This is a genomic window from Pseudomonas sp. LBUM1645 (assembly GCF_059716185.1).
The window spans coordinates 1,329,332-1,355,510 of the sequence record NZ_CP166811.1; the positions used below are offsets into that span (position 1 = coordinate 1,329,332).

Sequence of the window (26,179 nt, forward strand, 5' to 3'; positions counted from 1 at the left end):
TTCTTGAGGTGCAACATGACTGGTCTGATTCTGGAAAACGTCGAGAAACATTACGGCTCGGCCTGCGCGGTAAAGGATGTAAACCTGCATTTGCCTGAGGGCAAACTGGTGTGTTTTCTCGGCCCGTCGGGCTGCGGCAAAACCACGTTGCTGCGAATGATCGCAGGGCTTGAAACCCTGAGCGGCGGCGAGATTCGCCTGGACGGTGAAGACATCGGCCACACCCCGGCGCATCAACGTAATTTCGGCATGGTGTTTCAATCGCTGGCGCTGTTCCCGCACATGACGGTGGGGGAGAACATCGCCTATCCGCTGAAACTGCGTGGCGTCAGCAAGGCTGATCAGCAGGCGCGGGTGGTGGAGTTGCTGCAACTGATTCAGTTGCAGGAAATGATTGATCGTCCGGTGTCGAAACTCTCTGGTGGCCAACGTCAGCGCGTGGCGATTGCCCGTGCAATTGCCAATCACCCGAAAATCCTCCTGCTCGACGAACCGCTGTCGGCGCTGGACGCCAAGCTGCGTGAATCGATGCAGGTGGAAATCCGTCAGCTGCAACAACGCTTGAACATCACCACCATCATGGTGACCCACGACCAGCGTGAAGCCATGACCATGGCGGATATCGTCGTGGTATTGGGTGAACATCGCGTGCAGCAAGTGGGCACGCCGATTGAGATTTATCGTCACCCGGCCAATGAATTTGTCGCGGACTTTATCGGTTCAGGGAATATCTTCCCGGCCACCGCGCTGGGCAACGGGAAGGTTGGGTTGCCGGGCGGCGATGCGCTGGAAGTGCCGATCTGCAGCAGCATTGTGGTCGGTGAGAAAGTGAAGATGCTGATTCGCCCTGAGGACCTGCAACTGTCGCATCCACAGGCGACGGCGGGGAATCGGTTGCTCGGTAAGGTGACGTTTGTGCGCGATATTGGCGCGACAATTGAGACGACCGTGGAGTGTTCCGGGGTGTCGTTTACGGCGTTGAGCACGCCGTGTCAGGGGTTTGGGTTGAGCATAGGGAATCCGGTGTCGGTGACCCTTCCGGCTGAGGCGTGCCGGGTGCTCGGCGCCTGACTGACTGGCCCCATCGCGAGCAAGCTCGCTCCCACAGTGGATCGGTGTACACCAGACCCCTGTGGGAGCGAGCTTGCTCGCGATGAGGCCGGCAAAACCAGCACAAAAATCAGATCAGACGGTCAACCGCAACCGCGCCAAATCCCGGAGCGGCGGAGCCCCAAACAACCGGCTGTACTCCCGGCTAAATTGCGACGGACTTTCATACCCCACCCGATACCCCGCCGCCGAAGCCTCCAACCCTTCCGCCAGCATCAACCGCCGCGCTTCTTGCAGGCGCAGTTGCTTCTGATACTGCAATGGACTCATCGCCGTCATCGCCTTGAACCGGTGATGCAACGTCGACACACTCAGGTTCACTTCCTTCGCCAGATCATCGATGCGCAGCGGCTGTTCATAGTTGCCGTTGAGCCATTTGATCGCCTGGCTGATGCGATGGCTCTGGCTGTTGGCGATCGCAATCTCGTACAGCCGATGACCCTGCTGACTGCGCAACAACCGATAAAGAATCTCCCGGCGAATCAGCGGTGCGAGCATGGCGATGTCTTTTGGTGCATCCAGCAAACGCGCCAGACGCAACACCGCGTCGAGCATCGCGGTGTCGATCCGTTCGACATACAAGCCGCGTCCCGTTGGCCGGGTGGGCACACCGAGAGGGCCGGCATCGGCAATCAGCGCGGTAATTTCCGCCGGGTCGATATCCAGCCGTACCGCGAGGATCGGTTCTTCAGACGTGACGTTCACCACTCGTCCGCTCAGTGGCATCGAGACCGAGACCACCAGGTAATTCAGCGGATCGTAATTGAAGTATTCATCGGCCAGCCTGACCTCTTTACGGCCCTGCGCCATGATGCACAGCGCGGGTTGCGCCAGTACCGGGGCAAACTCATGAGACTTGCTATGGCGAGACATGAAGAGCGAGCCGACGGCAGTCGCATAAGTGCCATCCTCCGCCGTGTTTTGGCGAATGATAGCGGCCAGTTCCGCGCGCTGTTTCTCCATTTCGGCGTCCAGCGGGGCTTGAAAATGATCGAGCGACGACATGCTAGGCATCCTCGGCAAGGCGTTGGTAATGAGCTGAGCTTAAATTTGTGCAAGACGAAGCGGTAGACACATCCTGCCTCAACCTTGCCTGATTCTGCATGGCGTGTGTTAACGGTGCCTCTATGACCGGGCAACCCAAGGAAAACTTGCTTGAAAGCCCTGTTTCATTGGCACGAAAGCTTTTACAGGTTGTTACGGGTTTTTCGAGAAGCCGCGCAGGATTGTGCAACAAGCCGGCAGGAATCGACTAACCGCGATGGAAAGGGCGCGCTTAACCTTGGATCCTGTCGCAGCCCGTCCCACGGCTGCCACTCGAGTACCTGGGAGGGTTGAACATGTCTACGCAGATCCCCGTCAGTCATATGGCCTTTGTCCGCGCCCGCGCCGGGCGTTCGGCGGAACTCGGTGCGCGCCTGAGCGCCTTGATCGAGCCGTCCCGCAGCGCACCGGGTTGCCTGAATTTTGCCCTGCAACATTCGCAGTGCGATCCGGAGTTGTGGCTGGTGTCCGGTTTCTGGATGAACCAGCAGGCCATGACCGCTTATTTCAGCACCCCGGCCATGCAGATTTTTGCCGGATTGGTGCAGGACCTGGTGGTCAACAGCCTGGATTTTCATACCTTCAAGGACGTGTCGGCCGCCCAAGCGCAGGGGCAGTCCCAGTCGTGGGTACACAAAATGGCGGGTTGAGGGTTTAATGGCTCAATTCTCCATTCAGCCAGGATCCACGACATGGCACGCAAAGCCTTTGAAACCTTCGAAGCTGTATCTGCCGTAGTACCCCGTGAAGGCGGTTATAACGCCGCAATCGCCACCAAGGCCATCGGTGGTTCGGGTGCACCGCGCTTTCACAAGCTGCTCGAAGAACAGACCTTCAAAACTGCCCGCGAGGCCGATGAAGCCGCTGCGCTGCAGTTGACACACCTCAAAGACGTCAGCGAAGACGGCGACCTGATCTGGTAATTACTTGACCGCCCCCGGGCGATACATCTTGAACAATGCCTCAGGCCCCAGCTGGAAATAATCCGCTGGCCCGCCGCCGCGCAGGATTGGTTCTGCCGCGGCGGTGTCGTACACCCCATCCTTCAACAGCCATTTGGCGATATGCACGGCGACCACTTCGCCGAGAATCAGCCAGCTCGGCACCACGTTGCCATCGGCCCGCTGCAACTGAATGATCTGCGTGACCTTGCACTCGAAGGACACCGGACTTTCGGCGACGCGTGGCACCTGAATGATTTTCGACGCTGCCGGGGTTAGCCCGGACAGCTCGAACTCGTTGACCTCAGGCCCGACCATGGCAGAGCACTGGTTCATCTGCTCGGCCAGCGGACGGGTCGCGAGGTTCCAGGCGAATTCGCCGGTTCGCTCGATGTTATTCAGGCTGTCTTTGCGCCCGACACTGGAAAAACCAATGATCGGCGGAATGTAGTTGAACGCGTTGAAGAAGCTGTAGGGCGCCAGGTTCAGGCGGCCATCGGCATCCTGAGAGGAAATCCAGCCAATGGGACGCGGGCCGACGATGGCATTGAACGGGTCATGCGGCAGGCCGTGGCCGTTGGCGGGTTCGTAGAAATGGATGTCGTCAGCCATGGCGTAAATTCCTGGGGGGCTCGGGAGGCGGTCATGGTGCAAGGACGGACGGATAATTTCCAGCGATGAGATCCAAATGTGGGAGCGAGCTTGCTCGCGATAGCGGTGTAACAGGCGACTTCTATGTTGGATGTCAGTCAGCTATCGCGAGCAAGCTCGCTCCCACAGGGTTTTGTGTCGATTCCGGCATTTGTGTTCCTCCAGAAACGAGTAAGCCCGGCCGAAGCCGGGCTGTGAACGTTCCTCCAGCTATTAGCCGATGGCTTCTGCGGTGCCGGTTTTGTCAAAACCATCAGCGGCATAGGTGTCTGAATGGGCGCGTTCGACGGAGGCGCTGGCTTCGGAGGAGAAAGAGGCCGAACCGGTTTTGTCATAACCATCAGCGGCAAAGGTGTTGGCAGCCAATACAGAAAGGGTCAGGGCGAGGATCAGTTGGATTTTCATGGTGTGTACTCCAGGTTCGTTCGCGATCAATACGTTCAGGCGCTGATTCAGGGCCTGTAACCGATATACGTGCGATGCGTTGATTTGGATGCGGTCAGCCGCAGAATCCTGCGGGAGCATTAACCGATCGTTATCTGCTGGAGGGGGTCGACTTGAAACCGAGGTGCGGCCATCGTCGGAACGCCGCCCGGAGCAAGCTCGCTCCCACAAGGGTCTGGTGTACGCAGATCCAATGTGGGAGCGAGCTTGCTCGCGATGAGGCCAGTACAGCCACCATCAATGTGACTGTCAGTCCGTCTCGATCCGCGAATGTTTGCGGGTGTCTTTCATGGTCACGTAGACCAGCAACGACACGGCAATACACGCGGTGACATACCAGTAGTAACCGGTTTCCATACCGATGCTCTTGAACCACAGCGCGATGTATTCAGCGGTGCCGCCGAAGATCGACACGGTCAGCGCGTACGGCAGGCCGACGCCCAGCGCACGGATTTCGGTCGGGAACAGTTCGGCTTTAACCACTGCGTTGATCGAGGTGTAGCCGCTGACGATGATCAGCGCCGCCATGATCAGGAAGAACGCGCCCCACCAGGTCTGCACGGTGTGCAGGGTGGTCAGGATCGGCACGGTGAACAGCGTCCCGAGAATACCGAAGGCAATCAGGATCGGCCGGCGACCGACTTTATCCGAGAGCCCGCCAACAAGCGGTTGCAAGCACATGAACAGGAACAGCGTGGCGGCCGAAATAGTGGTGGAGTCGGAGATGCTCATGCCGACGGTGTTCACCAGGTATTTCTGCATGTACGTGGTGTAGGTGTAGAACGCCAGGGTGCCGCCCATGGTCAGGCCGACCACGGTCATCAGTTCCTTCGGATGGCGCATCAAGGTGCGCATGGCGCTTTCCTTGGCCTTCTCTTTCTTTGTGAAAGACTCGGTTTCTTCCATGCCACGACGCAGGTACAGCGCGACCACGGCACACAGCGCGCCGATGGCGAACGGGATGCGCCAGCCCCAGGCGTACAGCTCTTCAGTGGTCAGGGTCTGTTGCAGCACGATCAGCACCGCCAACGCGATGAGCTGGCCGGAGATCAGGGTCACGTACTGGAAGCTGGAGTAGAAGCCGCGACGATCCTTGGTCGCCATCTCGCTGAGGTACGTTGCCGAGGTGCCGTACTCGCCACCGACCGACAGGCCCTGCAGCAGGCGGGCGAAAATCAGCAGGATCGGTGCGCCAATGCCGATGGTTTCATAACCAGGGCTCAGGGCAATCAGCAGCGAGCCGAAACACATCAGATACACCGAAGCCATCAGTGCTTTCTTGCGACCGGCCTTGTCGGCGTAGAGGCCCATCAGCCAGCCACCGATCGGGCGCATCAGGAAGCCCACGGCGAAGATCGCGGCGGTGTTCAGCAGTTGTGCGGTGGTGTCGCCTTTGGGGAAAAAGGCCTTGGCGAAGTACAGGGAGAAGGCGGCGTAGACATACCAGTCGTACCACTCGACCATGTTGCCGACAGAGCCGCTGAAGATCGATTTGATGCGACTGGCAGTGGTTCTTTCTTTGGCAGGCGAAGCTGCCGACCCAAGAGGCAGGGTTTGTGAGTTATCCATGACGGATCCTTCATTTAATTGTTTTTGTGGAGCGCGTTGAAACGCAGCCTGCTTGGGCTATAGCAGGAGATGTGCCAAGGGGAGGAGGGCCGGTTTAGAGGGGTTTTGAAACTTGAGTGAGCGGAAATCCGCTTATTAAGTATTTTGAGTGGGCGAAAAATCGCTTACTCAAGCATGAAGTTGTTTCGCCAGTGTTGGCCCCATCGCGAGCAAGCTCGCTCCCACAAGGGGCTGGTGTACACAATTCAAATGTGGGAGCGAGCTTGCTCGCGATGAGGCCAGATCAAGCACCACAAAAAATCAGCTGTCCCGCAAAAACATCTCGCGGGTCAACCCATGCCGCTGCATCTTTTCATTGAACGTACGGCGCGGCAGCTGCAGCTCTTCCAACACCGCTTTCACATCGCCCTTATGCCGGGTCAACGCCGCGCGCAGACAATGCGCTTCAAACGCTTCCTGCTGCGCCGCCAGCGATTGCCCAGGATCAATGCCCGCCGGTTCCGGCTCGCCCAGCCCCAACACTTGCCGCTCAGCAACGTTCGCCAATTCGCGCACATTGCCCGGCCAGTCGTGGCTCAGCAGGTGGCTCAACTGCGGGCCGCTCAGCGGTGGAAAAGTGCGCCCCAAACGTTCGGCGGCATTTTGTGCAAACGACTCGAACAACAGTGGAATGTCTTCACGCCGCTCACGCAACGGCGGCAACCGCAACTCGGCCACGTTCAACCGATAGGCCAGGTCCTCGCGAAAGCGTCCGGCCCGGGCTTCATCCAGCAAGTCGGGTTTGGTCGCGGCGATGATCCGCAAATCCACGCGGATGCTCTGATTCGAGCCCAACCGCTCCAGCTTCTGCTCCTGCAACACCCGCAGCAATTTCACCTGCTGAGCCAGCGGCATGCTTTCGATTTCATCGAGAAACAGCGTGCCGCCATCGGCGTATTCGAGCTTGCCGATGCGTTTGCCCGAGGCGCCGGTGAACGCGCCGCTCTCGTGACCGAACAGCTCGGCCTCGAACAACTGCTCGGGGATCGCCGCACAGTTCAGCGCCACAAACGGTTTGTCGGCGCGTGGCCCGAAGTCGTGCAGGCAACGGGCAACCAACTCCTTACCGCTGCCGGTTTCACCGCGAATCAACACATTGACCGGCAGCGTCGCCAGGTCCAGCACTTGCCGACGCAGCGTCTGCAAACCACGGGACACGCCCAGCAACGTCGCATCGAGTTTGGCTCGGTTGTCCGCCTGCTCGTGCAGGGCGCGGTTTTCCAGCACCAGCCGCCGCTTGTCCAGCGCACGGCGCAGACTGCCGAGCAGGGTTTCGGGGCTGAAGGGTTTTTCAAGGAAGTCGTAGGCACCATCGCGCATCGCTTCGACCGCCATCGGCACATCGCCGTGACCGGTCAGCAGAATCACCGGCAAGTCGGCATCGCGCCTCTGAACCTCGGCCAGCAGTTCCAGGCCGGTCATGCCCGGCATGCGCACGTCACTGAGGATCACCCCGGGGAAATGCTTCGGCAGTTGCGCCAGGCACTCATCGGCGCGGCTGAACAACTGCACCTCGAACCCCGACAGGCTCAGCCATTGTTCGACGGCGCTGCGAATACTGCTTTCGTCGTCGACCACCATCACTGAATTCAACATGAGCCAGGAGCCTCCAGGTCGATGGGCAAAGTCACGGTGAACACCGCGCCGTTTGCATGATTGTCGGCGCTCAGGCGTCCGCCCGATTCGTGAACGATGGCAAAGGATACGGCCAGCCCGAGGCCCAGGCCATCGCCCACCGGTTTAGTGGTGAAGAACGGATCAAACACGTTGGCCAAGTGTTCTTCGGCAATGCCGCCACCGTTGTCGGTGACGGTCAGGCGCCAGAGTTGTTCGTTGGCTTCGAGACGGATTTCCAGGCGCTTGCACGGTTTATCGTGCATGGCGTCCAGGGCATTGCGCAGCAAATTGATCAGCACCTGTTCCAGACGAATCGCATCGCCACGCACCCACGCCGGGCGCGTCAGGTGCAGCACCGTGCTGACCTGTTCATCGCGCAACCTTGTGTCGAGCAGCTGCAACGATTGGTCCACCACCGCCGCCAAATCCAGGCGTTCGCGTAAACCGCTGGGGCTTTTGCGGGCGAAGGTTTTCAGGTGACCGGTGAGGGCGGCCATGCGTGTCAGCATGTCATCCACCGGTTTGAGCGCCTTGTAAGCGTCGTCGACCCGACCGTGATCGAGCAGCAGCCTCAGAGTAGCAAGCTGCATGCGCTGGGCGGTCAACGGCTGGTTGATTTCATGGGCCAGCGCGGCAGACATCTGGCCGAGCGCGGCGAGCTTGGCCGATTGCACCAGACCATCTTGAGCGGTGCGCAAGTCGCGAGTGCGCTCTTCCACCAGTTGTTCGAGTTCTTCGCGACTGCGCTGGCGCATTTTCGCCAGACGCCAGCGCTGATTGAGGAACAGCAACAGAAACACCACCGCCAGCCACAACCCGGCGGCGGCGAGCCCGGCGTTGCGGATGTCTTCGAATGCGATTTGCGGGCGGCGCAGCAGGTGCAACGTCCAGCCTTCAGTGCTCAGCGGCAGCGATTCCCACAGGTAATTCGCCGTTCCGTCAGGCCCCACGACCCGCGTCAGATCACTGTTGTCGTCAAAGCGCCGCACCGATTGATATTCGAGCGGTGTCAGCGGTTGTTTGTCGTATTGGCGGGTGACCTTGAGTTCGGCGTGATCGCTGTCACTCAGCGGTTTCAACAGCCGATAGCGCCAGCCCGGCTGGTTGGCGATGAAGATAATCCCGCGTGCATCGCTGACCAGCAGCGTGTCGCTGCCCTGACGCCATTCCCTCTCCAGTTCTGGAAATTCGAGTTTTACCACCATCGCGCCGAGGAACTGACCGCTGTCCCCGGTGACTGTGCTGGACAGGAAGTAACCGGGAATCCCGCTGGTCACGCCCACCGCGTAAAAGCGCCCGGTGCCCTGGGTGCGTGTCTGGCTGAAGTAGGGGCGAAAGCCGTAGTTGTGGCCGACGTAACTGCTAGGCAAACGCCAATTGCTGGCGGCCACCGCCAGACCGGTGTGGTCGAGCAGTTCCAGGGTCGACGATTCGGCGGCGCCGTTGATCTTTTCCAGTTTGCGGTTCAGTGCGTCTTGCTGTTCGGGCGTCACCGGTCCGTTGAGCGCGGAACGCAACTCCGGGTCCAGCGCGAGCACAGCGGGCAGGGCGCGGTAGCGATCGATCAGGGTGTGCAGGGAGTTGGCGTACAACGCCAGTTGCTGATTGGCGCGGGCAGCGTCTTCGACCAAGGCCTGGCGTTCTGCGTGACGTATTGACACGGTGGCCGCGATCGCAGCGCCGACGAGGATAAGAAGGGTGTACAGCATTATGCGCAAGGAGCGAGAAGACTCAAACATGCTTGGCGTTACACAAGTGTGCGGGGGGGGCACCATATCATGACGAAGTTAGGCATTCCCACGCTCAAATCCACCTACCTCAGCCTATATATATAAACGACCATTAAAAAAGGCGACAAGAGCATGGCTCATGTCGCCTTTTACTTGTTAGTCGAAGCGCTTACTGCACTTCCACCGCCAGGCTTTCACTGATCTTTTTCTGCCAGATAGCAGGACCGGTGATGTGTACCGACTCACCCTTGCTATCAACCGCAACAGTAACCGGCATGTCTTTCACGTCGAACTCGTAGATCGCTTCCATGCCCAGTTCGGCGAAAGCCACCACGCGGGATTTCTTGATGGCTTGTGCCACCAGGTAAGCCGCGCCGCCGACCGCCATCAGGTAAACGGCTTTGTGGTCTTTGATCGCTTCGATTGCGGTTGGGCCGCGCTCGGATTTGCCGATCATGCCCAACAGGCCGGTTTGCTCGAGGATCTGACGGGTGAACTTGTCCATCCGCGTGGCGGTGGTCGGACCGGCAGGGCCAACCACTTCTTCGCGCACCGGATCAACCGGGCCGACGTAGTAGATGAAGCGACCTTTCAGGTCCACTGGCAGGGTTTCACCCTTGTTCAGCATCTCGACCATGCGCTTGTGCGCGGCGTCGCGACCGGTGAGCATCTTGCCGTTGAGCAGGACGGTTTCGCCCGGCTTCCAGCTCTGCACGTCTTCCGGGGTCAGGGTGTCGAGGTTGACGCGACGAGCCGACGGGCCGGCTTCCCAGACGATTTCCGGGTAGGCGTCCAGCGGTGGCGCTTCCAGCGAGGCCGGGCCGGAACCGTCAAGCACGAAGTGCGCGTGACGGGTGGCGGCGCAGTTCGGGATCATGCACACCGGCAACGAAGCGGCGTGGGTCGGGTAATCCATGATCTTCACGTCGAGCACGGTGGTCAGGCCACCCAGGCCCTGGGCGCCGATGCCCAGTTGGTTGACCTTCTCGAACAGCTCCAGGCGCATCTCTTCGATACGATTCTGCGGGCCGCGTGCTTTCAGCTCGTGAATGTCGATGGACTCCATCAACACTTCCTTGGCCATGACGGCGGCTTTCTCGGCGGTACCGCCGATGCCGATGCCGAGCATGCCCGGTGGGCACCAGCCAGCGCCCATTTCTGGAACGGTTTTCAGCACCCAGTCGACGATCGAGTCGGACGGGTTGAGCATGGCCATTTTCGACTTGTTCTCGGAACCGCCGCCCTTGGCTGCCACGTCCACTTCCACGGTGTTACCCGGAACGATGGAGTAGTGGATAACGGCCGGGGTGTTGTCCTTGGTGTTTTTACGAGCGCCCGCCGGGTCGGCGAGGATCGAAGCACGCAGGACGTTTTCCGGCAGATTGTAAGCCCGGCGCACGCCTTCGTTGATCATGTCGTCCAGGCCCATGGTGGCGCCATCCCAACGTACGTCCATGCCCACGCGAACGAAGACGGTAACGATGCCGGTGTCCTGGCAAATCGGGCGGTGGCCGGTGGCGCACATCCGCGAGTTGATCAGGATTTGCGCCATCGAATCGCGAGCTGCCGGCGATTCTTCGCGCAGGTAGGCCTCGTGCATCGCCTGGATGAAGTCAACGGGGTGGTAATAGGAAATGAACTGCAGGGCGTCGGCAACGCTCTGAATCAGGTCGTCTTGCTTGATCACGGTCATGAGTCGCGCTCCTCTAAAAGACGGGAACATTCAATAAGGTGCTTGCAGCTTGGGTGCATCGGTCGATTGCAAGCACCTTTACAAGGCACGCCGGGGCTGCTGGCGCGACGCTAAAAAGGCGCGGCAGTATAACGCGCCTCGGGGGCGGGTACACCCGCCGGTAGTCAATCGTTGGTCGCATACCGCACACGATCCCTGTAGCAGCTGGCGAAGCCTGCGTTCGGCTGCGAAGCAGTCGTTAAAACAAACACTGCGGTTTACCTGACATATCGCGGTGCATGATTTCACGACTGCTGCGCAGCCGAACGCAGGCTTCGCCAGCTGCTACAAGGAATGTGGTGTCTACGGAAACGGGGTTATGGCATTGACGCCAGTTGTCCGCCCTTAAAATTGAATGGTCATTTATCAGGCACGCTACTAAAGTGGCATTCGGTCTGTAGAGTAGGACACTCAAGCAGCCTCCTTCGCACGGTGAGTCAACGATTGACCCATAACGCCATCCAGCGCTTGTTGCTCAAACGCTTTGCCCTCGCAGCCGGCACCTACGCTCTGGCTTTGTTGCTGTTGTGGCTGGCGTTTTTCACCGGTCATTACGATGAATCCCTGCCCAACGTGGCCATAGGCAGTGCGCTGGTGGTCATCAGTCAGGCGGCGTTGTTTGCGGTGTTTTACAGTGGCTGCAACCTGCGTTTTTCCGACCCCAGCCTGACTGAAGCGCAAGTGTTGTTGGGGCTGGGTTGGCAAACCTGGCTGATCGCCAATCTGGACGAGGCACGCGGCGCGTTCCTGGTGTTCTACGTGCTGATTCTGCTGTTCGGGTTGTTCCATCTTTCGCGCCTTGCCTTTTTACGGTGCGCGCTGTTGGTGTTTTTCAGTTTCAGCGCGATCACGCTGTGGGAGGGCTACCACTTCCAATTACCCGACCCGGCGCTGGCCGCATTGCAGGTGTGCGTGCTGCTCATCGTGTTGGTCTGGCTGGAACTTTATGCCCGTCACGTCCAGGCCTCCCGTCAACGCATGCGTCAGCGCCGATTTGCCTTGCAGGCGCATCAGGACACCCTGCGCGGGATGATGCGCCAGCTCGAAGACCTGGTGGCCACTGACGAACTGACCGGGCTGTTTAATCGCCGGCATTTCCTTCGCCTGGCCTCCCGTGAGCTGAAGGCCATGGACGCGGGTGTCATGCATGGCCTGGCGCTGATCGACCTCGACCATTTCAAACGGATCAACGATGTGCACGGCCATGCCGCCGGTGATCAGGTGCTGCAAGCCTTTGCCGCCGTGGCCACCGCCTGCTTGCGCGAAGGCGATGTTCTGGCCCGTTACGGTGGCGAAGAATTCGTCGTGCTGTTACCCGATTGCAACGCCGAGCGCTTGACCTCCTGTTGCGAGCGGCTGCGCATTGCGTTCACCGATGTAGAACTGATCGGACTCAACGTCGCCCATCTCAGCTTGTCGGCGGGCATGACGTTGCTCGAACTGGGCGACGATCTCGATGAAGCCTTGCAGCGCGCCGACCAGGCGCTTTATCGCGCCAAGCGTGACGGCCGCAATCGTTGCGCAGCCGCGTGGGAGAACGTCGATGCCTGAGTTACGGGTCGGCGAACGCCAATGGTCGGTGGCTGCGGGCAGCAACCTGCTCGATGCGTTGAATCAAAACGGCGTGTCTGTGCCCTACAGCTGTCGCGCCGGCAGTTGCCATGCCTGTCTGGTGCAATGTGTCCAAGGGCTGCCGAGTGACAGCCGACCCGATGCCTTGAGCGCGGAGCAGCGTCAGCAAGGTTGGCGCCTGGCGTGTCAGTGTCAGGTGGTCGAGGACTTGCAGGTGCACACCTTCGATCCGCAACAGGACGGCCGCCCGGCCGAGGTGGCGGCTGTCGATTGGTTAAGCGCCAGTGTGTTGCGTTTGCGACTGACCCCTCAAAGCCCTTTGCGCTACAGCGCCGGGCAGCATCTGGTGTTGTGGGCGGGCAACGTGGCGCGGCCGTATTCATTGGCCAGCCTGCCCGAAGAAGACCGCTTTCTGGAGTTCCATCTTGATTGTCGCCAGCCGGGGGAATTCAGCGACGCAGCCCGTCAGCTGAAAATCGGCGATCCAATCCGCCTCGGCGAATTGCGCGGCGGGGCGCTGCAATACGACCCGGACTGGAACACCCGACCGCTTTGGCTATTGGCCGCCGGCACGGGTTTGGGGCCGTTGTTCGGTATCTTGCGTGAAGCGCTGCGGCAAGATCACCAAGGTGCCATTCGCGTCATTCATCTGGCCCATGATGCCGAGGCGCATTACCTCGCCAAACCCCTGCAGGCCATGGCCGCCAGCCGCCCGAACCTGAGCATCGAGCTGTGGACAGCGGCCGAGTTGCCAGAGGCTTTGGCACAACTGCGGCTTGTTTCACGGCAAACCCTGGCCTTACTCTGCGGGGCCCCTGACAGCGTCGACGCCTTTGCCCGGCGCTTGTATCTGGCGGGATTGCCGCGCAATCAACTGCTGGCGGACGTCTTTGTTCTCCGCGGTTGAGCGCTGATTTTCAGACGCGAGACCGACCATGAGCGATGCCATCCAATTTGAACGTGAGCGCGGCCTGCTGATCCTGCGCCTCAACCGCCCCGACAAGAAAAACGCCCTGACCCGCGCCATGTACAGCCACTTGGCCGAAGCGCTGAAACTGGTCGATGCCGACCCTGAAATCAACGCCGTGCTGATCACTGGCAGCGCCGAGTGCTTCACCGCTGGCAACGACATCGCCGACTTCATCCAGCAACCGCCGAGCAACCTCGACAGCCCGGTGTTTCAGTTCATGCTCACCCTGCTCGAATGCCGCAAACCGGTGATCGCCGCCGTGGCCGGTGCAGCCGTGGGCATTGGTACGACTATGTTGCTGCATTGCGATCTGGTGTATGTCAGCCGCGATGCGCGTCTTCGGATGCCGTTCGTTAATCTCGGGTTATGCCCGGAGTTTGGTTCCAGCTTGATCCTGCCGCGATTGCTCGGGCAGGCCAAAGCGGCGGAATTGTTATTGCTGGGCGAAGGTTTCAGTGGTGAGCAGGCCGCGCAGTGGGGGATTGCGACCGAAGCCTTGGGCAGTGGCGAAGAGGCGCTGGCCAAGGCGCGGGAGATGGCGTTGCGTTTCGAGTCGCTGCCTTCGGAAGCGGTGCGTATCAGCAAGCAATTGATGAAAGCCCCGGACCGCGAACAACTGCGCAAGGCAATAGAAGAAGAGAGCGCGCAGTTCACCCAACGGTTGCGCTCGCCTGAGGCGATGGCGGCGTTGTCGGCGTTTATCAACAGGCATTGAATTTGCGGTGTCAGGGCTGGCCTCATCGCGAGCAAGCTCGCTCCCACAGGGGTTTTGTGTACGCCACAGATCCAATGTGGGAGCGAGCTTGCTCGCGATGAGGCCCGCTCAGGCAACACATCTTCCAGACCCAGAAACCAAAAAGCCCCGCCATTCACATGGCGGGGCTTTTGTTTTTCAGCAACCGGTCAATCAGACCATCGGGTCGCCAACGTGCAGGATTTTCATCCCGTTGGTGCCGCCGATGGTGTGGTAGCTGTCGCCCTTGGTCAGGATGACCCAGTCGCCTTTCTCGACTACGCCGCGCTTGAGCAACTCGTCGATCGCGGCCTGGCTGACTTGCTCAGGCGGCAGCGATGCCGGGTCGAACGGTACGGTGTAGACGCCACGGAACATGGCCGCGCGGGCCTGGGTTTCGCGGTGCGGGGAGAACGCGTAGATCGGCACCGAAGAACGGATGCGCGACATGATCAACGGCGTGTAGCCACTTTCGGTCAAGGCAATGATCGCTTTCACGCCCGGGAAGTGGTTGGCGGTGTACATGGCCGCCAGGGCGATGCTCTGGTCGCAGCTTTCGAAGACCTTGCCGATGCGGTGGCTGGAGGTCTTGCTGGTCGGGTGCTTTTCAGCGCCGATGCAGATGCGCGCCATGGCTTGCACCGCTTCCAGCGGGTACAGGCCGGCAGCACTTTCAGCCGAGAGCATCACGGCGTCGGTGTAGTCGAGCACGGCGTTGGCTACGTCGGACACTTCGGCGCGGGTCGGCATCGGGTTCTGGATCATCGACTCCATCATCTGGGTCGCCACGATCACAGCTTTGTTGTGGCGGCGCGCGTGCAGAATGATTTTCTTCTGAATGCCCACCAGCTCGGCGTCGCCGATTTCCACACCCAGGTCACCACGGGCAACCATGACCGCGTCGGATGCCATGATCAGCGCGTCGAGGGTTTCGTCGTCGGCCACGGCTTCTGCGCGTTCGATCTTCGCCACGAGCCAGGCAGTACCGCCGGCTTCGTCGCGCAGTTGACGGGCGTATTCCATGTCGGCGGCGTCACGCGGGAAGGACACGGCGAGGTAATCGACTTGCATCTCGGCAGCGAGCTTGATGTCGGCCTTGTCTTTTTCAGTCAGGGCCGGAGCGGTCAGGCCGCCACCGCGACGGTTGATGCCTTTATGGTCGGACAGCGGACCGCCGATCAGCACGGTGCAGTTCAGCTCGGTGGCATTGGCGGTATCAACGCGCATGACCACGCGGCCGTCGTCGAGCAGCAGCTCGTCGCCCACGCCGCAGTCTTTGACCAGATCCGGGTAGTCGATGCCGACGATGGTCTGGGTGCCTTCGGTCAGAGGATGGCTGGTGGAGAAGGTGAATTGATCACCGATCTTCAGCTCGATCTTCTTGTTGGCGAATTTGGCGATACGGATTTTCGGGCCTTGCAGGTCACCCAGCAGGGCGACGAAGCGGCCGTGCTTGGCAGCGAGGTCACGCACCAGCTTCGCGCGAGCCTTGTGCTCGTCGGGGGTGCCGTGGGAGAAGTTCAGGCGGGCGACGTCCAGGCCAGCCAGAATCAGCTGTTCGAGAACTTCCGGCGAGTTACTGGCCGGGCCAAGGGTAGCGACGATTTTGGTGCGACGGACGGACATGCATAGACTCCTGAGTTCAAGCGCTGAGTGAGGCTACTATGCTCAGCGGGTGTAGTCATTGTTCATGTGCACTACTTATTCGTTTGTTTATTGAAACGAACATTCCTGAAGATTTCGCGCCACGGGTCGATACAGAGCTCAAGACAGGAGAACCCCCATGCGATTCGTGCTCATTGCCACCCTTGCCATCAGTGCCCTCAGCGTCACGGGCTGCACCCGTTGGTCGATGAACCATCATTTGAATAACGCCTACAGCGCCTATGACCGTGGCAATTGCGAGCAGGTGATGCTCGAACTGTCCAAAGTCGAACGCGCCAGCCGAGCTCGGCCTTACGTGTGGCCGGAAGCATCGATGATGCGCGGGTTGTGCCTGGAACGGCAGAAACTGTTTGTCGATGCGGCACAAACCTACCAGTTCATCATCGCCTCGTACCCGCAAAGTGAATACGCCTACCGCGCTCGCGCCCGCCTGGAAACCTTGCAGTCGCTGGGTCACTATCCGCTGCGAAGTGCGGCTGCGGTCGTGCGCCCGACGCAGTTCTAAAGGTCAAAGGCTGGCTCACCGGCGGTGGTGAGCTATAGTCGAATAGATCGGTTTAGAGCCTTGCCTCTAATCGACGCAACACCTGTGATCGGCAGGAGTAAGCGACAGCAGCTTTATGGACTGTCGCACCAGGATCGGGGAGAGCGCGCCCATGCCTCTGTATAAAAGAAGCAGGCCCGTTCCGAAGCATTAGTGCGGCTCTGCTTAAGAGCCTTGCTGGGCCATTTGCGCATGTTTACTGACCGCCGGATCGAGCGGCATCAACTGCCGTATTTTCTAAGAGTGTTCAACAGCGTCACTGACAAACCCATCGGCTTTCTGGGCAACGTGTCCGAAGACGGGCTGATGCTGATCAGTCAGTTGCCGATGATGATCGGCGCCGATTTCGATTTGCGCCTGAAAATCCCCGCCCGCGATGGCTGCATGCAGGTCATTGATCTTCAGGCGTGTTGCCTGTGGTGCCATGAAGACACGACCCCTCACCACTATGACGCCGGGTTCAGCCTGCAACGGGCACCGCCGGAATATGGGCAATTGGTCAGCGCCTTGAAGCAATACTTCAGTTTTCAGCCGTTGCCTGCTTCTGCCTGAAGCCCAGCGGTGTCTTCACCACCGCCATCGCGAGCAAGCTCGCTCCCACAGTGTCTGGCGTTGTTCACAAAACGTGTGTTCACCGCAGATCCCTGTGGGAGCGAGCTTGCTCGCGATGGCGTCAGTGCAGACAACCAATAACTAACAGCTAAGCCGTAGCAATCGCCATCTCATTCTTCAGCGACCTCTCCACCAGCATCAACCCCAACTCACTCAACTGATAAATCGCCATCGCCAGGTGTCGCGGCTTGTCGTCCAGGCTTTCAGCCAGGTCGAGCAGCAGAATGCTGACCGTCGAAAAGGTCTCGTAGGTCTCGATGGTCAAGGCTTCGGGGTTGGCATCGGACACAACGGTGAACATCTTCATGGCTCGTTCCTCGGTAGTGCGTTCGTCGGTAAAGTGGTTTTGGGTGTTGTTTTGTTTTAGGTAGTGTTTCAGAGCCTTTTTGGCGGCGGCGTGGAGCTTTTTAGGGTCAAGGGTGGCGTAGGGCGAACGGGGGATGGATTCGAATTTCTCGGGTGGAGGTTTGAACATCGGGTTAACTCCTTTGAATTGCTAATGGGTAGAGACAGGAGAACCTTAAGGGTGAACGGCCATCTTCAATAGTCAGCCAGGGCCGTTGCTAGTTGTAGGCAGAGGCGCTTGGTTTTGTAGTCGTTGTCGTTTGCTCGAATATTCAAGTAGGAAAAGAGCTGTCCAACGATGAACATTTGTCATGCCACCAAGCTATTCCTTCATCACAGAGCGCCCTACAATTTTGAGAAATTGTCGAGCGACATTTGCAAGAATTGAAAATTTTTATCACTCATCAGAGTGTGGTTTTTTCGGGGGCTGTACTTCTTTAAAGTCGGTGGACACAGAGATAAGCGCCAGAGAGATAAATTTTTGGTTTCGATCTAGCGTTTGGAGCGCCCCTCGGATGTTACTTGCGACTTCAGTAGCCCCTTGCTTCTCCACCCAATTGGTTAGTTCTTCTATTGCTGCACCCATTGCCAACTGGTTCTGAGAGATCTGGGTTAGCACTGCAGTGAATAGATTTTTCTCATCCATGATTTATTCCTCGGTTTAGAGCGAAACGCTTGTTGGTTATGACCGATGCTCAAAACTGTTTGGGAAAGAATTGACCACTGCATCGCGTCCTTAAGTAGTTCCACTATCACTTCCTATCGAGGTCGTGAAGCAGCTATTTTCTATGCTGGGTACCGTTACATCATTCCGGCTTTTTTCCAACCCAGATACCGCGTCACCAGCTCGGCCCCCAACTCTGAGGGCCGAGCATCCAGCACCGGCACCCCATGAGCACTCAACCGCTCATGAAGCTCCGCCCGTTCATTCAAATAATCCACCGTCCCGCAATAGGCTAGCGCCTCCGGCAAGGTTTGCACCGGCGTGTGCCGCAGCGTGTCGAGCAAGTCTTCGCGCAAACTCGCCACCAGCACGCGATGTTGTTTACCCATGCGTTTGACCGCACTCAGCAATTCTTCATCGTCTTCATCCCGCAGGTTGGTCACCAGCACCACCAGCGCCCGACGTTTTTGCCGGGCCAGCAGTTGGCTGGCGGCGGCTTGGTAATCAGCGGGGCGTTGGGTGCTGTTGAGGTCGTAGACGGTGTTGAGCAGGACCTTGAGTTGATCGGTGCCTTTGACCGGGGCGAGGTAATGCGGTCGGTCACAAGCGAACGTACTCAGACCTACCGCATCGCCTTGGCGCAGGGCGATGTAGCTGAGCAACAGGCAGGCATTCAGTGCGTGATCGAAATGGGCGAGTTCGCCATCCTGGCTGCGCATGCGTCGGCCGCAATCGAGCATGAAGATGATCTGCTGGTCGCGTTCGTCCTGGTACTCGCGAGCAATCGGCGTGCGTTGTCGAGCGGTGGCTTTCCAGTCGATCTGGCGCAGGCTGTCGCCTTCGCGGAATTCACGCAGTTGATGGAACTCCAGACCCAGACCGCGTCGTTGGCGTTGGCGCACGCCGAGTTGGCTGAGCCAGTTGTCCACCGCGAGCAGTTGGCCACCGTATAGACGGGCGAAGTCCGGGTAGACGCGGGTGTTGTCGACCACGTTGAGCAAGCGTTTGTCAGACCACAGCCCCAATGGGCTCGGCAGGTTGATTTCGCAGCGTTCGAAACTGAAGTGCCCGCGCTTGAGAGGGCGCAATCGATAACCGATCTGGCTGTGCTGGCCGGGTTGCAGTTCGACCGACAGAGGAAGGTTTTCGAAGCTCAGGCCTTCCGGTACATGGTCGAAAATCTGTACGGTCAGTGGCTGAGCGAAGTCATGTTCGAGCTCCAGTCGCACTTCACCCCATCGACCGAGTGCAAGGCTACCGGGCATTTGTCGTTGGAGGCGGGGTGAGGGCAGGCGTTTGAGGCGGACGGCGTCGAGTATTGCCAAGGCCAGCAGTGCCAGCAGCAATCCCCAGTTGATCGACAACAGGCTCGATGGAACCGCGAATTCCAATGCCCGCAACGCGCCCAGCACGATGCCGATGGCTAGCAGCAATGCAAGCCAGATCAGTAACAGGCGCGAGGGTTTCATTGACGCACACACTTTATGGCAAGAGAGTTTTTTGTGGCGAGGGAGCTTGCTCCCGCTGGGTTGCGAAGCAGCTCCAACATCGGGCGATGCGCAATGTCAGGCAAACCGCGCCCGCCTGTTTTACGGCTGCTTCGCAGCCGAGCGGGAGCAAGCTCCCTCGCCACAGGGTTTGTGTTCGACATGGGTATGTTCACAGGCGCGGTGCCGGCACTTGATCGAGCAGTTGCTTGAGCACTTGATCGACGTCCAGCCCTTCGATGTCCAGCTCCGGCGCAATCCGCACACGGTGACGCAACACCGCGAGGGCGCAGCCTTTGATGTCATCCGGAATCACAAACTCGCCACCGCGCAACAACGCTCGCGCCCGAGCGCAACGCACCAGCGCGATGGAGGCCCGAGGCCCGGCACCGAGGATCAGGCCCGGCCAGTTGCGGGTGGTGCGGGCCAGGCGAACCGCGTAATCGAGCACCTGATCGTCCAGCGGCAGGTCGCTGGCAATACGCTGCAAGGCCAGCACGTCCTTGGCTTGCAACACTGTGCGCAGCGGTTGCACGTCGAGCATGTCGGCGCGGGTCGAGCGGCTGACCTGGCGGACCATGTTCAATTCTTGCTCGGCGTCGGGGTAGTCCATGCGTACCTTGAGCATGAAGCGATCAAGCTCGGCTTCCGGCAGCGGGTAAGTGCCTTCCTGTTCGATGGGGTTTTGTGTGGCGAGCACCATGAACGGTTGCACGATGGGCAGGGCGCGGCCTTCGAGGGTGACTTGTCGTTCTTGCATGGCTTCGAGCAGCGCGGCCTGGGTTTTCGCCGGGGCGCGGTTGATCTCGTCGGCCAGTAAAAGGTTGGTGAATAAAGGACCTTTGCGCAGTTTGAATTGCTCGGTCTGCATGTCGTACACCGCGTGCCCGGTGACGTCGCTTGGCATCAGGTCCGGGGTGAACTGGATACGTGCGAACTCACCGCCGAAGCAGCGGGCGAGGGCGCGCACAAGAAGTGTCTTGCCCAGCCCCGGCACGCCTTCGAGCAGTACGTGGCCGCCGGCGATCAGCGCGGTGAGGACGTCGTCGATCACGGTGTTCTGGCCGATCACGGCTTTCTGTAATTCGGTCCGTACCGCTTGGGCCAGTTGGCTGGCGCGCTGGCGTTGCTGCGCAGCGTGGCTCAGTGTGCCGGGCTCGATCTGTTCACTCACGTTTTCCGGAGCCTTGTTAACAGTTACATGTGTTTTATCTTCCATAAATCAGTCACTTACCTAATCTAACTTTTTTCACGTATTTTTTCGGGTGGAACGAGTGAGTGATTGCCAATCTGCCTCATTGCAGTTCCATGGCAAACCCTCATTTGTGCGTTCGTCAGACGTGGAGGTTAGTCTATGACGGTCTGAGGGCACGCGATTTCAGAAGCGACTCCGTAACCGAAGGAAATCCAGTTTGAGTGGTCGAGTTTTCGTTGGGTAATTACCCTGATTTGATCAGCTTTTCACGTCGAATTTGACCAGGGTGCTTTGTCGTCATGATCGGCAGAGAACGGCCGAAAGCGGGCACCGCCACCCTGGCTGAGATAGGCTTCATGACGACTAGTGGAGGGGGGGTACAGAACAATGGAACAAATTGAAGAAAATGAGCAAACACTTGCGACCGTCCATGCGCTTCTGCGCGCAGAGGGCATGGGTGATGCAGCCTCTATCGTGCGCGATTATCCCGCTCAGGTTGAGTTGACGGGATACGACAACTGGAACGGTGGCACAAATATTTTGGAGTTTCAGTTCAAACTTCCGGCTCAAGATTATGCCCGCCTAGGCGCGAAGCGAAGCCAGCTGGAAGAGCAAATTACTGCAAGGCTAAGAACGGCCATCGAACACGAAACTCAAGACTGGTATTCAGCCAAGATTGTGCCGGCAAAGGAGCAGGACGCTGATTGGCGATCGGACGCGTCAGATCTTCCGCGGCAAATCCGTGTAAACGTCTTAGATGGGCTCCGACTGGAGAATGTAGCTTGGAACGGACAGTTGGATGATGTTGAGTTTCTGAGTCGTCTGTTCGATCTGCAGCAGCTTCCATCGACGGACAGTCGATATAAGGACGCAGCCGGAGATATCTGGCAGCACCGCTACAACAACGACGATTGGGAGCGCGACTGGGTATTTACCGATAGTCGATTCCGACTCATTGACGGTCCAGCGGAGCAGTTCCTGAGGTTTCTCTGCGAGGTTGTACACCCAGTAGTCCGGCCAGACCGCGACGAGGCGCTCAAGTTAGTACTCCACTTCAACGATCAACTTCGGCTAGCCGGTTGGGAGCTCTACGAGGAGGAGCGCATCGCCGGTCGATCACGTTTTTCTTATCGACAGCTACGGAGCAGTTCGTCCCGTGCAGTTCTGCGTGCTAAGACTGTGGCGGACGCTTTAAATGCGGGCTGGATGGCAAAGGAAATTGAGCGACTGGAGAACGCTGTCGACCGAGATCCAGCCCTAGCCATCGGTACGGCAAAGGAACTCGTAGAGACATGTTGCAAGTCCATTTTGACGAAGAGAGGTATACCGTTTACAAAGTCAGATGATCTTGGCGACCTCACCAAAAAGCTAACCAAGGAACTGCAGCTAGTACCTGAAGGCATCACTGACGCGACGAAGGGGGCGGAGAATATTCGCATGATCCTTCGCAACCTTACTCAACTCACCAACAATCTGGCGCAGTTGCGCGGCCTATACGGCACGGGGCACGGACGGGATGGCCAGCATCGTGGGCTTCAGCCTCGGCATGCCCGACTTGCAGTTGCATCGGCAGTTGCTTTCATCGATTTTGTGTCGGAGACATTTCGCCACAGAGAAAGCTCAATCGTAAGAAACAACACTTGAGCCGTATCTTTCGGACTCAAATTCAAAGAAATGGATGCGCTACCAAATAGGAGTCTTTGTATGGTTTTGGATTTTGACATGCTGAACGATGGGGCGGCGGTAAAGCAGACGGATCCGCGCAAAATTTTCACAACATTGAACAGGGATGGTCGGTTCAAGCGACCGTCTGACGAGCAATCGGATGTGCTCGACGCTTGGTACGCACGTAGAACCGCTAAGGATCTTACGGTCAAAATGAATACTGGCGGAGGCAAGACGGTCGTTGGCCTGATCTGCCTCCAAAGCTCGCTTAATGAGAACATCAAGCCGGCGGTATACATCACACCCGATCCGTTCCTTGTCGCACAGGTAATGGCCGAGGCCAAGGATTTAGGAATAGCAGCTACCGATGATGAGAAAGATCCAGACTTCATTGCCGGAAAATCCATATTAGTGGCAAACGTCCACAAGCTTTTTAACGCCCGTTCGGTCTTCGGTGTTGGCGAAAGGAAGATCCCAATAGGTTGCGTGGTCATTGATGACGCCCATGCTTGCTTAGCAGTGGTGAATGAACAGTTTTCCATCAAGTCCAAAGTCGGTAGCCCGATCTACGACGGGCTGCTGGCACTGTTCGAGGAGGATCTTAAAGCGCAATCTCCGGCTGGTCTGCTTGACGTGAAAGCCAGAGATCCGTCCATTGTAATGACCTTGCCGTACTGGGCCTGGAATGACCGCCAAGATAATGTGCTCGGCTTACTGCACAAGCAAAGAGATGGCAAGGAGCTTGAGTGGAGCTGGCCACTACTGAGCGATTGCATTGCTCAGTGCACCTGCGTGTTCGGAGGAGGTCGGTTGGAAATTGCTCCACGCTTCGTCCCGATAGACCGAATTCCGGCGTTCGACTCTGCTCAGCGGCGCGTATATATGAGCGCCACTTTGGCGGATGACACCATCCTAGTCAGCCATTTCAAAGCTGACGCTTCGGAGGTTGCAAAGCCGATTCGCCCTAGGGGGGGCGGAGACATCGGGGATCGTATGATCCTTGCTCCCCAAGAGATCAACCCTGAATACACAGTCGATCAGATAAAGGACCTAGTGTCTGGCATTGCAGCTGAACTTAACGTTGTCGTCATCGTTCCTTCCAAGCAGCGAGCTGAATTCTGGAAAGCGGCTGCCGCGCAGATTTTGGACAAAGATACTATCCATGCGGGCGTAGATCGGCTGAAAGCTGGGCACGTAGGGCTCACTGTTCTTATCAACAAATACGATGGAATTGACCTACCGGGATCTGCTTGTGAACTGTTGGTTATTGATGGATTGCCAGAGGTCTACGGATTGGCTGAGCGTCTTGACATGCTGCTTCTTGATGGCACCAAGAGGCAGTTAGTCCGCCAGGTTCAACGAATTGAGCAGGGGATGGGGCGCGGTGTACGGTCCAGCGATGACCATTGCGTCGTATTACTCCTTGGAGGAAGGTTGACGCAAAGGTTGCACCAGCCGGAAGCGGAAGAGATGTTTTCTTCGGCAACGCGAGCACAGATAAATCTTGGAAAAGGAGTTGCCGCGCAGGTTCGCGGCAAGCCAATCGAAGAGCTCAGACCGATTCTAGATCTGTGCCTGAAGAAGAACGATAAATGGCGGCAATCTGGCCGCAATGCCGTAGTGAATGCTCCAGTGGTCGAAGGCGGGCACCTAGATGGCAATCAAGTGATGTTGCGGGAGGCATTTGATGCCGCACGCATTGGCAGGCACGACATTGCCGTAGAGCGAGCGCAAAAGGCGGTCAATGGAGCCGCAGAAGAAAAGTTAAAGGGGTATCTCAAGCAGCTCTTGGCGGAGCACACCAATTCTATCAATCCTGCTAAGGCTCAAGAGCTGCAACTGGCTGCCCTCAGCCATAATCTCCGAGTCCTGAAGCCCATAGCTGGCGCTACTTACAACAAGCTCAGCGCACCACCAACTGGCCAGGTCTTGGCAGCGCTGAGCTTTATGGAAATGTTCCTCGAAGGCAACGATCTAGCCATCTGGATAAACGGTTTGCTGGACGACTTGGACTGGGGAGAAGAAGGCTCAAATCGGTTTGAAGCTGCAATGCACGCACTGGGTAACTATCTAGGGTTTGGATCGCAGCGTCCGGAAGCTACTTCGGGGCTAGGGCCTGACAACCTATGGGCGCTGGGAGGGCTTAAGTATCTTGTTATCGAGTGTAAAAGTGGAGCGGTTTCCGCGGACAGAATCTCGAAAGGCGACACAAATCAGCTCAATGGTTCGGCGATATGGTTCAGAAAAAAATACGACCAAGAGTGCACAATGACCCCAATCATGGTTCACCCTAAGACAATCTTTGAAAACGCGGCGTCCCCGCTCCCTGAGCTTCGTATTGTGAACAGGCCGGGCTTGCAAAAGCTGAGGGATGCAGTGCAGGCCTACTCGGTAGCGCTAGCTGCCGCAGGAGGCTTTAAGGACGCCAGAGAGGTAGAGCGGCAGCTCCGGCATTACAAGCTCTCCGCTGCTGAAATCGTAGGTCTATGCACAGTAGCTCAAGGCGCTAAATAGTATTGCACTTAACATACCCCTTCGAGTCATGGAGGGGGTATGAGTGGAGCTTTCGGGCTTGGCCGGTATGGGGCCAAAATATTAGCCAATGGGAAATTTGCTAAATTGGGACAGAAATTCTGAATTCCCCTGGTTGTCTAGACGCCGCAACCGTCCGCTATGAGTCGTTTTCAGCCGGTCGCGACAGGCAGAAAGCGACCCCAAGCGGTCATTCGTATCAATCAGTAAGCGTCGATTTCAACCTATCGATTTCGCCTACAAATCGCAGTCGTGTTGATCTACCCATCAGCGTGGAAACAGTAACGTCACCGCCACGCGAAAGCCCCAGCCTCGCAACATTTCCCCTCCTTTCAGTAGGAACAACATCACGGTCAGCACCGCCCGAGCGGTGGTGCTGACCGTGACTTTGTCTCACCGTAAGCGTCCGGCCATTACACCTTGCTAGTTAAACGCATACCTCCTAAGCGAACGTTAATGCCTACCATATAGCTGTCCCGGTTTTCCTGCCGTCAACGGAATAAACTATTTCTGTGGTTTTGCAGCGGACGCTAGCGAGCGCTACTGGCCCATCGAATCTACTGTCGCGACTATTGTCGCGGTTGTCCCCAAGCATGAAAACATATCCACGCGGAATCTTTGTTCGCTCGAAGCTTTGCGAGTAACTTTTCTCCCTTGGCGACCAAGAATGAAACGGCCCAAAGTTTTCTCCGTTAAGCAGCACGTTGCCGTCGATAATCTCAATGCTGTTTCCCTCGGTGGCGGCGATACGTTTGACCTCAACTTTTCCTTCACGCTCGTAAGCTACGACATCTCCCAGAGAGTAATCTCTACGCCTACTATCACAAACAACCGCATCGCCAGTCATCAGTGTCGGGGCCATGCCATTCCCCTGGACGCGATAACCTTCAACTCCTAGCAATCGAGAGCGCGCGCTTGGTTGGGCCAGCAACCAAAGACTGACAGCCATCGCGGCAAGGAAGAAAAAATGGTCTCGTTTGCTGGGCACTTTGACACGGTGACGCGCAAACCAGGCACCGCCAAATGCTGATACGCACTTCGTCACTATGACAATAGCGACCAATGCAATTACGCCGCGCCGGCTGGTAAACAGTCCAGACCATCCTCCTATCAGTAAGCAGCTCCATAGCGCGGCAATAAGCGCTGCGGCCAGTCGAGGTCGACCTGCATAGAACAAACCCCAGCCGCTAACGACAGCACCCAGTAGAAACGCCACCGAAGGTCTGGCAGGGTTGACAGCTTGCATATATCCATCCATGAAATAGTGCAGTGGGCCGCAAGCGTGGCGAACGGAGCTGTCGGTGTGCTACGAAAAAAC

General features: G+C 58.0%; 23 protein-coding genes. 10 read left to right on the forward strand and 13 right to left on the reverse strand.

Annotated features, from left to right (window positions below; genetic code table 11):
- Positions 1-15: 15 nt before the first annotated feature.
- On the forward strand, positions 16-1,071 hold the full coding sequence (locus tag ACA079_RS05740) for an ABC transporter ATP-binding protein (protein ID WP_150658566.1): 1,056 nt from the start codon (positions 16-18) through the stop codon (positions 1,069-1,071).
- A 114-nt stretch (positions 1,072-1,185) separates the two neighbouring features.
- On the opposite strand, the gene ACA079_RS05745 is transcribed toward ACA079_RS05740, so the two are convergent.
- Positions 1,186-2,115 (reverse strand): AraC family transcriptional regulator, encoded by a 930-nt coding sequence (locus ACA079_RS05745; protein WP_497702865.1) that lies wholly within the window; start codon positions 2,113-2,115, stop codon positions 1,186-1,188.
- 335 nt (positions 2,116-2,450) lie between these two features.
- Here ACA079_RS05745 and ACA079_RS05750 point away from each other — a divergent pair, with 335 nt between their 5' ends.
- Both ACA079_RS05750 and ACA079_RS05755 read left to right on the forward strand, forming a co-directional pair.
- Positions 2,451-2,804 carry a putative quinol monooxygenase gene (locus ACA079_RS05750; RefSeq protein ID WP_192410323.1) on the forward strand — a complete coding sequence of 118 codons (354 nt, stop codon included), beginning with the start codon at positions 2,451-2,453 and terminating at the stop codon, positions 2,802-2,804.
- Between the two features lie 42 nt (positions 2,805-2,846).
- Complete coding sequence (locus tag ACA079_RS05755; RefSeq protein WP_033057544.1) at positions 2,847-3,077, forward strand: hypothetical protein; 231 nt, start codon at positions 2,847-2,849, stop codon at positions 3,075-3,077.
- On the opposite strand, the gene ACA079_RS05760 is transcribed toward ACA079_RS05755, so the two are convergent.
- The 6 genes from ACA079_RS05760 to ACA079_RS05785 form a co-directional block, all read right to left on the reverse strand.
- Positions 3,078-3,707, reverse strand: a complete 630-nt coding sequence (locus ACA079_RS05760) for a flavin reductase family protein (RefSeq protein ID WP_403143051.1) — start codon at positions 3,705-3,707, stop codon at positions 3,078-3,080.
- Positions 3,708-3,959: 252 nt separating this feature from the next.
- Positions 3,960-4,151, reverse strand: coding sequence for a hypothetical protein (locus ACA079_RS05765; RefSeq protein ID WP_348132285.1), 192 nt, complete (start codon positions 4,149-4,151; stop codon positions 3,960-3,962).
- Positions 4,152-4,439: 288 nt separating this feature from the next.
- Positions 4,440-5,759: an MFS transporter gene (locus tag ACA079_RS05770; protein WP_497702866.1), complete on the reverse strand. Its 1,320-nt coding sequence runs from the start codon at positions 5,757-5,759 to the stop codon at positions 4,440-4,442.
- 300 nt (positions 5,760-6,059) lie between these two features.
- Positions 6,060-7,394: a sigma-54-dependent transcriptional regulator gene (locus ACA079_RS05775; protein WP_497702867.1), complete on the reverse strand. Its 1,335-nt coding sequence runs from the start codon at positions 7,392-7,394 to the stop codon at positions 6,060-6,062.
- On the reverse strand, positions 7,388-9,154 hold the full coding sequence (locus ACA079_RS05780) for a sensor histidine kinase (RefSeq protein WP_497702868.1): 1,767 nt from the start codon (positions 9,152-9,154) through the stop codon (positions 7,388-7,390). The genes ACA079_RS05775 and ACA079_RS05780 overlap by 7 nt, the downstream gene beginning before the upstream one ends.
- Before the next feature lie 160 nt (positions 9,155-9,314).
- Complete coding sequence (locus tag ACA079_RS05785; RefSeq protein WP_129437918.1) at positions 9,315-10,838, reverse strand: fumarate hydratase; 1,524 nt, start codon at positions 10,836-10,838, stop codon at positions 9,315-9,317.
- Between the two features lie 483 nt (positions 10,839-11,321).
- Between ACA079_RS05785 and ACA079_RS05790 the strand changes: the two genes are divergently transcribed.
- The 3 genes from ACA079_RS05790 to ACA079_RS05800 are packed head-to-tail and all read left to right on the forward strand — an operon-like array spanning position 11,322 to position 14,134.
- The gene (locus ACA079_RS05790; RefSeq protein ID WP_497702869.1) at positions 11,322-12,428 is read left to right on the forward strand and encodes a GGDEF domain-containing protein; all 1,107 of its coding nucleotides are present in this window, start codon (positions 11,322-11,324) and stop codon (positions 12,426-12,428) included.
- On the forward strand, positions 12,421-13,356 hold the full coding sequence (locus ACA079_RS05795; RefSeq protein ID WP_497702870.1) for an iron-sulfur-binding ferredoxin reductase: 936 nt from the start codon (positions 12,421-12,423) through the stop codon (positions 13,354-13,356). The genes ACA079_RS05790 and ACA079_RS05795 overlap by 8 nt, the downstream gene beginning before the upstream one ends.
- A 28-nt stretch (positions 13,357-13,384) precedes the next feature.
- On the forward strand, positions 13,385-14,134 hold the full coding sequence (locus ACA079_RS05800) for an enoyl-CoA hydratase-related protein (RefSeq protein WP_497702871.1): 750 nt from the start codon (positions 13,385-13,387) through the stop codon (positions 14,132-14,134).
- Positions 14,135-14,326: 192 nt separating this feature from the next.
- Here the strand turns inward: ACA079_RS05800 and pyk are convergent, their stop codons facing one another.
- Positions 14,327-15,778 (reverse strand): pyruvate kinase, encoded by a 1,452-nt coding sequence (pyk, locus tag ACA079_RS05805; protein ID WP_497702872.1) that lies wholly within the window; start codon positions 15,776-15,778, stop codon positions 14,327-14,329.
- Positions 15,779-15,935: 157 nt separating this feature from the next.
- Between pyk and ACA079_RS05810 the strand changes: the two genes are divergently transcribed.
- Together ACA079_RS05810 and ACA079_RS05815 are read left to right on the forward strand one after the other, a co-directional pair.
- Positions 15,936-16,322 carry a tetratricopeptide repeat protein gene (locus tag ACA079_RS05810; protein WP_497702873.1) on the forward strand — a complete coding sequence of 129 codons (387 nt, stop codon included), beginning with the start codon at positions 15,936-15,938 and terminating at the stop codon, positions 16,320-16,322.
- A 231-nt stretch (positions 16,323-16,553) separates the two neighbouring features.
- On the forward strand, positions 16,554-16,913 hold the full coding sequence (locus tag ACA079_RS05815) for a PilZ domain-containing protein (protein WP_497702874.1): 360 nt from the start codon (positions 16,554-16,556) through the stop codon (positions 16,911-16,913).
- 148 nt (positions 16,914-17,061) lie between these two features.
- Here the strand turns inward: ACA079_RS05815 and ACA079_RS05820 are convergent, their stop codons facing one another.
- The 4 genes from ACA079_RS05820 to ACA079_RS05835 form a co-directional block, all read right to left on the reverse strand.
- Positions 17,062-17,448 (reverse strand): DUF6124 family protein, encoded by a 387-nt coding sequence (locus tag ACA079_RS05820; RefSeq protein ID WP_497702875.1) that lies wholly within the window; start codon positions 17,446-17,448, stop codon positions 17,062-17,064.
- Positions 17,449-17,715: 267 nt separating this feature from the next.
- Entirely contained in the window at positions 17,716-17,964 is a 249-nt protein-coding gene (locus ACA079_RS05825; protein ID WP_046049686.1) for a hypothetical protein, read from the reverse strand.
- A 155-nt stretch (positions 17,965-18,119) separates the two neighbouring features.
- Positions 18,120-19,451 carry a DUF58 domain-containing protein gene (locus ACA079_RS05830; RefSeq protein ID WP_497702876.1) on the reverse strand — a complete coding sequence of 444 codons (1,332 nt, stop codon included), beginning with the start codon at positions 19,449-19,451 and terminating at the stop codon, positions 18,120-18,122.
- Between the two features lie 190 nt (positions 19,452-19,641).
- Positions 19,642-20,643, reverse strand: coding sequence for an AAA family ATPase (locus ACA079_RS05835; RefSeq protein WP_283181469.1), 1,002 nt, complete (start codon positions 20,641-20,643; stop codon positions 19,642-19,644).
- A 408-nt stretch (positions 20,644-21,051) separates the two neighbouring features.
- Between ACA079_RS05835 and ACA079_RS05840 the strand changes: the two genes are divergently transcribed.
- Both ACA079_RS05840 and ACA079_RS05845 read left to right on the forward strand, forming a co-directional pair.
- Entirely contained in the window at positions 21,052-22,308 is a 1,257-nt protein-coding gene (locus tag ACA079_RS05840; RefSeq protein ID WP_497702877.1) for an abortive infection family protein, read from the forward strand.
- A 60-nt stretch (positions 22,309-22,368) separates the two neighbouring features.
- On the forward strand, positions 22,369-24,843 hold the full coding sequence (locus ACA079_RS05845) for a DEAD/DEAH box helicase (protein ID WP_497702878.1): 2,475 nt from the start codon (positions 22,369-22,371) through the stop codon (positions 24,841-24,843).
- Positions 24,844-25,321: 478 nt separating this feature from the next.
- Here the strand turns inward: ACA079_RS05845 and lepB are convergent, their stop codons facing one another.
- Entirely contained in the window at positions 25,322-26,107 is a 786-nt protein-coding gene (gene lepB / locus ACA079_RS05850) for a signal peptidase I (protein WP_497702879.1), read from the reverse strand.
- Between the last annotated feature and the right edge of the window lie 72 nt (positions 26,108-26,179).